Annotated in this window: 6 protein-coding genes; 3 read left to right on the top strand and 3 right to left on the bottom strand. The window is 73.4% G+C overall.

Features of this window, described 5'->3' with window-relative positions:
* Window positions 1-29 precede the first annotated feature (29 nt).
* From ACRWNP_RS27565 to ACRWNP_RS27555, 3 genes are read right to left on the bottom strand one after another with little or no spacing between them, the layout of a single operon-like run.
* Window positions 30-1100 (bottom strand): maleylacetate reductase, encoded by a 1071-nt coding sequence (locus tag ACRWNP_RS27565; protein WP_431965947.1) that lies wholly within the window; start codon window positions 1098-1100, stop codon window positions 30-32.
* Complete coding sequence (locus tag ACRWNP_RS27560) at window positions 1097-1963, bottom strand: dioxygenase (protein WP_431965945.1); 867 nt, start codon at window positions 1961-1963, stop codon at window positions 1097-1099. Before ACRWNP_RS27560 ends, ACRWNP_RS27565 begins: the two co-directional genes overlap by 4 nt.
* Window positions 1964-1975: 12 nt before the next feature.
* Complete coding sequence (locus ACRWNP_RS27555; protein WP_431965943.1) at window positions 1976-3733, bottom strand: FAD-dependent oxidoreductase; 1758 nt, start codon at window positions 3731-3733, stop codon at window positions 1976-1978.
* A gap of 69 nt (window positions 3734-3802) precedes the next feature.
* Between ACRWNP_RS27555 and ACRWNP_RS27550 the strand changes: the two genes are divergently transcribed.
* The 3 genes from ACRWNP_RS27550 to aroQ are packed head-to-tail and all read left to right on the top strand — an operon-like array spanning window position 3803 to window position 6260.
* The gene (locus ACRWNP_RS27550; RefSeq protein ID WP_431965941.1) at window positions 3803-4948 is read left to right on the top strand and encodes a helix-turn-helix domain-containing protein; all 1146 of its coding nucleotides are present in this window, start codon (window positions 3803-3805) and stop codon (window positions 4946-4948) included.
* Between the two features lie 60 nt (window positions 4949-5008).
* Window positions 5009-5770, top strand: a complete 762-nt coding sequence (locus tag ACRWNP_RS27545) for a pirin family protein (RefSeq protein ID WP_431965939.1) — start codon at window positions 5009-5011, stop codon at window positions 5768-5770.
* A 22-nt stretch (window positions 5771-5792) separates the two neighbouring features.
* Window positions 5793-6260 carry a type II 3-dehydroquinate dehydratase gene (aroQ, locus tag ACRWNP_RS27540; protein WP_431965937.1) on the top strand — a complete coding sequence of 156 codons (468 nt, stop codon included), beginning with the start codon at window positions 5793-5795 and terminating at the stop codon, window positions 6258-6260.
* The last annotated feature ends 5 nt before the right edge of the window (window positions 6261-6265 follow it).

The following is a 6265-nucleotide window of genomic DNA, read 5'->3' as shown; positions in this document are numbered from 1 at the left end:
CCCCCCCCCCCCCCCCCCGAGCCGGTCGGTCAGCCCGTGGGGGGCGGCGTCCCCTCGTACGCCGCGGTCAGCAGCGCACGCAGCTCGTCCGCGTCCGCCGGGCGCGGGTTGGCGTACGAGGCCGCGCCCACCAGCTCCACAACGCGGGCGATGCCGTCGGCCGGCAGGCCGACCTCGGCCAGCGAACGCGGCGCGCCGACCCGTTTGCCCAGCTCCCACAGTGCGCGCGCCGGGTCCTCGGTCACCAGGGCCCGGCGCAGTGCGGCCGTCGCGTCCGGTGCGGCGGGGGCGTTGAAGGCGAGGACGTACGGGAGCAGCACCGTGTGGGTCGCGGAGTGCGGCAGGTCGAAGGCGCCGCCGAGCACATGGGCCAGCTTGTGGTGGAGGCCCATCGTGGTGGCGCCCAGGCACGCCCCGCACAGCCAGGCCCCGTACAGGGCCCGGCCGCGCGCGTCGAGGTCGCCCGGGCCGGCGACGGCCCGGGGCAGCGCATCCGCCAGGGCGCGCACCCCCTCCTCGGCCATCAGCGACACGATCGGGGTGGCGTCGGGGGCGTACAGCGCCTCGACCGCGTGGGCGAGGGCGTTGACGCCGCTGGTGCCGGAAAGCGCCGCCGGCATCGACAGGGTGAGCTCCGGGTCGTAGACGACGCTGCGCGGCAGGACACGGCGGTCGCGGCCGGTGCGCTTGACGCCGCCCTCCGTCAGGCCCCACACCGGGGTCATCTCGGAACCCGAGTACGTCGTCGGCACGGCCAGCAGCGGCAGCCCGGTGCGCAGCGCGACCGCCTTGCCCAGGCCGACCGCCGAGCCGCCGCCGACCGCGACCAGCCCGTCGGCGTCCAGTTCCCGGGCCACCGCGACGGCCTCGTCGGCCACTTTCACCGGCACGTGCATCACGGCGCCCGGGTGGACGCCCACGCAGGCCGCGCCGAGGGACGCGGCGACGGAGCGCGCGGTGTCCTCGCCGTGCCGGCCGCAGAGCACCAGCACGCGGCGCAGGCCGAGGCGCCCGGTCTCCTCGGCCACGGCCGTGGTGGCGGCCCCGGCGCGGAAGACGACCCGCATCGGCAGTGCCTCGTGCACGAACTCCAGGCTCATGACCGCTGCAGCACGATGTCGAAGTTCGCCAGCCGGAAGGGGTTGGGCACCCCGTACTCGGCCGCCCGTTCCGGGTCGTCCACCTCGGTGAACTCCTGGACCAGGCTCTTCTTGACCGCGAAGACCGCGTCCGACTCCAGGTAGGGGCTGTCCTGGACGAACACGTGCGTGGTGACCGGCTGGTGCCCCTCGGCCGCCGCGATGAAGTGGATGTGCGCGGGCCGGTAGGGATGGCGCTCGGTGGCGTTCAGCAAGTCGCCCACCGGGCCGTCGGTCGGGATCGGGTAGTGCGCGGGCACGACGGTGCGGAACCGGAAGCGGCCCTCCTCGTCGGCCTCGAACAGCCCGCGGCCGTTGCCCTGGGGCTGCTCGCCCGGCTGCTGGACGTCGTAGAAGCCGTGGCCGTCGGCCTGCCACACGTCCACCGATGCGCCCGGCAGCGGCGTGCCGTCCACGGAGACCACGCGCCCGGTGACGACGCACGGCTCGCCCGAGCCGATCATGTCGATGGCGTCGCCGAACTCCCGCCCGGGGGAGTCGACCATGTGGAACGGGCCCAGCACGGTGGAGTCGGTGGCTCCCTCCCCGGCCGACTTCCGCTGGTTGATCGTCTCCACCAGCATCGACACGCCGAGCACGTCGGACAGCAGGATGAACTCCTGCCGCGTGTCGGTTGACGCCTGGCCGGTGCGGGTGAGGAAGCCGATGGCCGCCTCCCACTCCTCCATCGTGGGCTCGACGTCGCGGACGAAGGCGTGGAGGTGCCGGGTCATGCTGTCCAGGATCTCCCGCAGCCGCGGGTCCGGCGTGCGCGCGAAGCTCTCGACGACGGCCGCGGTCGCGCTCTGTTCGGTGAAGTCCATGGTCTCTCCTCGTCAGTCCCGTCCCAGGATGCGCCGCAGCGCAGCGCCGAGCGCGGCCTGCGCCTCGGCGTCGTCGGCGGCCCCTTCGGCACGCCGGAAGGCGATGTAGAGGTCCGGCCGCACGAGCAGCGCGCCCGTGTCGCCGATGCCGCGCACCCGCGCCCAGTCGCCGTACGGGTCCTCGTACTCCCGCCCGGGGCCGATCACCGCGGTCGTGATGTCCAGCCCGAGCTCGGCGCCGGCCGCGCGGGCCGCCGCCACCCAGGCCTCCCCGCCGATGCCGGTCAGCAGCGTGAACCGGCCCCCGCCGCCGAGGTCGAGGGTGGACAGCGTGCGCGTGCCCGCCGCCAGCCAGGCGTGCGGCAGTTTGGCGCCGGGGCGGCTGCTCGGCTGGTGGTACAGCTCGGGGTCGCGGTCGAAGCCCGGGTCGGCGGTGCCGTCCGGGACGACCGCGGCCGAGGCGTAGCGCTGGTTGAGCTCCACGCCGTGCGCGTTGAACTCATAGCGCTTGAAGTCGATCGCCTCGCGCAGCCGCGCGCGCCGCTTCTCGCCGGCCGGGGTCGCCTCCTTGCGGGACTCCATGTTGGCGAGCAGTTGCTCGGGGCTCTGCGGGGTGAGCAGGTCCAGCGCCTCGAAGACCGGGGCGGTCTCACCGATCGACTTGTTGGCGCGGGTGACGATCTGCCTGCCGACGGGCGCCCGCTCGGCGGTGTAGGTGTCCAGCAGCGAGGGCGCCGCGGTGCCGTCCAGGACCAGCTTCAGCTTCCAGGCCAGGTTGTAGGAGTCCTGGATGGAGGTGTTGGAGCCCAGCCCGTTGGACGGCGGGTGCCGGTGGGTGGCGTCGCCCGCGCAGAAGACCCGGCCGCTGGAGTAGGCCTCCGCGTACATCTCGTTGACCGTCCAGGCCGAGGTCGAGCGGATCGTGACCGGGACCTCGTCGTCGCCGACGAGCTTGCGGACCACCGACAGCGCGTACTCCTCGGTGAGGTCCGGGGGCGCGCCCTTGACGTCGTAGCCCCACACGATGAGCCACTCGTTCCACGGCCGGACGTTGCGGACCAGGCCCGCCCCGATGCCGCCGACCGTCGCGCCGGGGGTGAGCACCCAGTACAGGGTGCTGGGGCGATGGGCGACGTACCGGCTGAGGTCGGCGTCGAAGACGATGTTGACGCTTCCCGCCACGCCCATCGTCCCGGCCATCGGCAGTCCGGCGTCCTCGGCGACCTTGCTGCGACCGCCGTCGGCGCCGATCAGGTACTTGGCGCGGATCGTGTACTCGTCGCCGCGCAGCCGGTCCTCGACCAGGACGCTCACGCCGTCGTCGTCCTGCTCGAAGGACTTGTAGACGGTGCCGTAACGCAGCTGCGTGCCGCGCGCGACGGCCGCCTCGACCAGCACCGGCTCCATCCGGTGCTGCGGCATGTCGCACATGCGGCTCGGGCTGGCGAGGTCGTGGGCGGCCTGGACCAGCGGGTCGTTGCCCCAGGAGCGCAGCCGCCCCAGCTCCTCGCCCGCGAGGCTGGTGCAGAAGACGGTGTTCCCCATCAGGTGCTGGGGAGTGGCCCTGGCGATGACCTCCTGCTCCACGCCGAGGTCGCGCAGCACCTCCATGGTGCGCTGGTTGGTGATGTGGGCCCGAGGGGTGTCGGCCAGCCTGTTGTAGCGCGTGACGACGATGTTCGGCACTCCGTACGTGCTCAGCGCGAGCGCGGCGCTCGCCCCGGCGGGCCCACTGCCCACGATGAGCACATCGGTCTCGACGGTCTCCATCAACGCGGCTCCTTGACGGATAATTGAAATGGCAACGAACCGATCGTGGATCAGAGGGAGACCGCCGGCGTGTCTCAATCCGATACATCCCCCGAAGAGCTGCTGCTCGGCGCCTACCTGCGCGAGCGGCTCACCGGCCGCGCGGTCGTCGCTGCCGACGGCAGGACGCGGATCGTGAGCGCCGAGGCCGCGCGGCGGCTGTCCGACGAGGCGCTGGCGCTGCTGGAGCGCCGGGCCGGCGGCATGGTCCGCGACGGCCGGACCGAGGCGTACGAGCTGCCCCTGCCGGACGGCGGCTGGCGCGCCCGGCTCCATCCCGTACTGGACTCCGGCGAGGTCATCGGCGCCGTCGCCGTCCTGTCCGCCCCGGCGGAAGGCGCCGGGGGGCCGCCGGCCGTCCCGGAACCGAGGCTGCCGGGGCTGGTGGGCGCGTCGCTGTCCTGGCGCGCCGCGGTGGCCCGCGCGATACGGCTGGGGGGCGAGCAGGGGCCCCTGCTCGTGACGGGGGAGCCCGGTACCGGCAAGGCGACGCTGGCCCGCGCCGTCCGGGCCGGCGACGTGGAGTTGGACGCGGCGCAGGTGACCGGTGCGGCGGCCCGTGACTGGGTGCGCCGGCTGGCCGTGCGCCCCGTGCCGGGACGGGTGCTCCTCCGGCACGTCGAGGCGCTGGACGCAGGTGCCGCGGCCGCGCTGGTGGCGCTGCTGGAGCAGCGTCCCGTCCTGCGGCTGACCGCCACCCACACCCCCGGGGACCGCACGGACCCGTGCCTGGACCGCCTGCTGGGCCGGCTGACGGCGCGCTCGCTGTCCGTACCGCCGCTGCGCGAGCGCCCCGAGGACCTGCCGGTGCTGCTCGCCGCCCTCAGCCCGCGCCCGGCCCCCGGTCACCCGCCACTGACCTGGACCGTGGAGGCCCGGCGCACCCTGGAGCGGCACAGCTGGCCGGGCAACGTCGCCGAGTTGGCGGCGGTGGTGCGGAGCCTCGCGGAGGAGCGCCGGCTGAGCGGTCCGGTGCGCCCGGAGGAGCTGCCGGACGCCGTGCGCGGCGGAGCCGGAGGCCGCCGGCTCGGCAGCCTGGAGCGGGCCGAGCGGGACGCGATCCTGGAAGCGCTACGCACCCACGGGGGCAACAAGGCGCGGGCGGCGAAGGCGCTGGGCATCGCACGGGCCACGGTCTACCGCAAGCTGCGGAGCTACGGTATCCAGGGAATATAGTTCGAGATTCAACATGTTAGGTTGGCTGAAACGCACACACCCCGTAGAAGGAGCTCCCTGATGGCCACCCAGCTGGATGTCCGCCGCGCCGGCCAGCGGTTCCACACCCGCGCCGGCTGGCTCGACTCGCACCACTGCTTCTCCTTCAGCCACCACTACGACCCGAAGAACACCCACTTCGGGCTCCTGCTGGTCTCCAACGACGACGTCGTCGCCCCCGGCACCGGCTTCGACACCCACCCGCACCGGGACATGGAGATCGTCACCTGGGTGCTCGACGGCGGCCTCGTCCACCAGGACTCCGAGGGCCACAACGGCGTCATCTACCCGGGCCTCGCCCAGCGGATGAGCGCCGGCACCGGCATCCTGCACAGCGAGAAGAACGACAGCTGGAAGCTGACCGGCGCGCCGGAGCACAAGGACCCCGTGCACTTCGTGCAGATGTGGGTGTTCCCCGACGAGCAGGGCATCAAGCCGGGCTACGAGCAGCTCGACATCAACGACGAACTCGCCCGCGGCGGCTGGGTCACGGTCGCCTCCGGGATGGACCGCGACCGCGACGAGCGCGCCATCTCCATCGCGCAGAAGCACGCCGCGCTGCAGGCCGCCCGCATGTCCCCGCAGCAGACCCTGACCCTGCCCACCGCCCCCTTCGTGCACCTGTACGTCGCCAAGGGCGAGGTCGCCCTCGAGGGCGCCGGGCTGCTCTCCAAGGGTGACGCCGTACGTGTCACCGGGGCCGAGGGCCAGCGGCTCACCGCCGGCGCCGAGGGCGCCGAGGTGCTGGTCTGGGAGATGGACGCCGCCGTCACCTTCGGATGATCGCGTGGTAGACCTTGGGGCCATGACCCGCACCCTCGCGAGCGCGCCGATCATGGTCCTCAACGGTCCCAACCTCAACCTGCTCGGACAGCGGCAGCCCGAGATCTACGGCTCCGAGACCCTCGCCGACGTCGAGGCGCTGTGCGCCGCGACGGCGGCGCGGTACGGGGGCACGGCCGACTGCCGGCAGAGCAACCACGAGGGACAGCTGATCGACTGGATCCACGAGGCCCGCGAACACCACGCGGGCATCGTGATCAACCCGGGCGCCTACTCCCACACCTCAGTGGCGATCCTGGACGCCCTCAACGCCTGCGACGGCCTGCCCGTCATGGAGGTGCACATCTCCAACATCCACCGGCGCGAGGCATTCCGGCACCACAGCCACGTCTCGGCGCGGGCCGAGGCCGTGATCGCGGGATGCGGCGTCCAGGGGTACGCGTTCGCCGTCGAGCGGATCGCCGCGCTGCTGGACGCCGGCGCCCGCTGAACCGC

Source organism: Actinacidiphila sp. bgisy160 (assembly GCF_965342435.1).
In the GTDB taxonomy this organism is placed as follows: Bacteria; Actinomycetota; Actinomycetes; order Streptomycetales; family Streptomycetaceae; genus Actinacidiphila.
The sequence above is the reverse complement of the archived record's forward strand: the minus strand, read 5'-3'. Positions and strand labels throughout refer to the sequence as shown.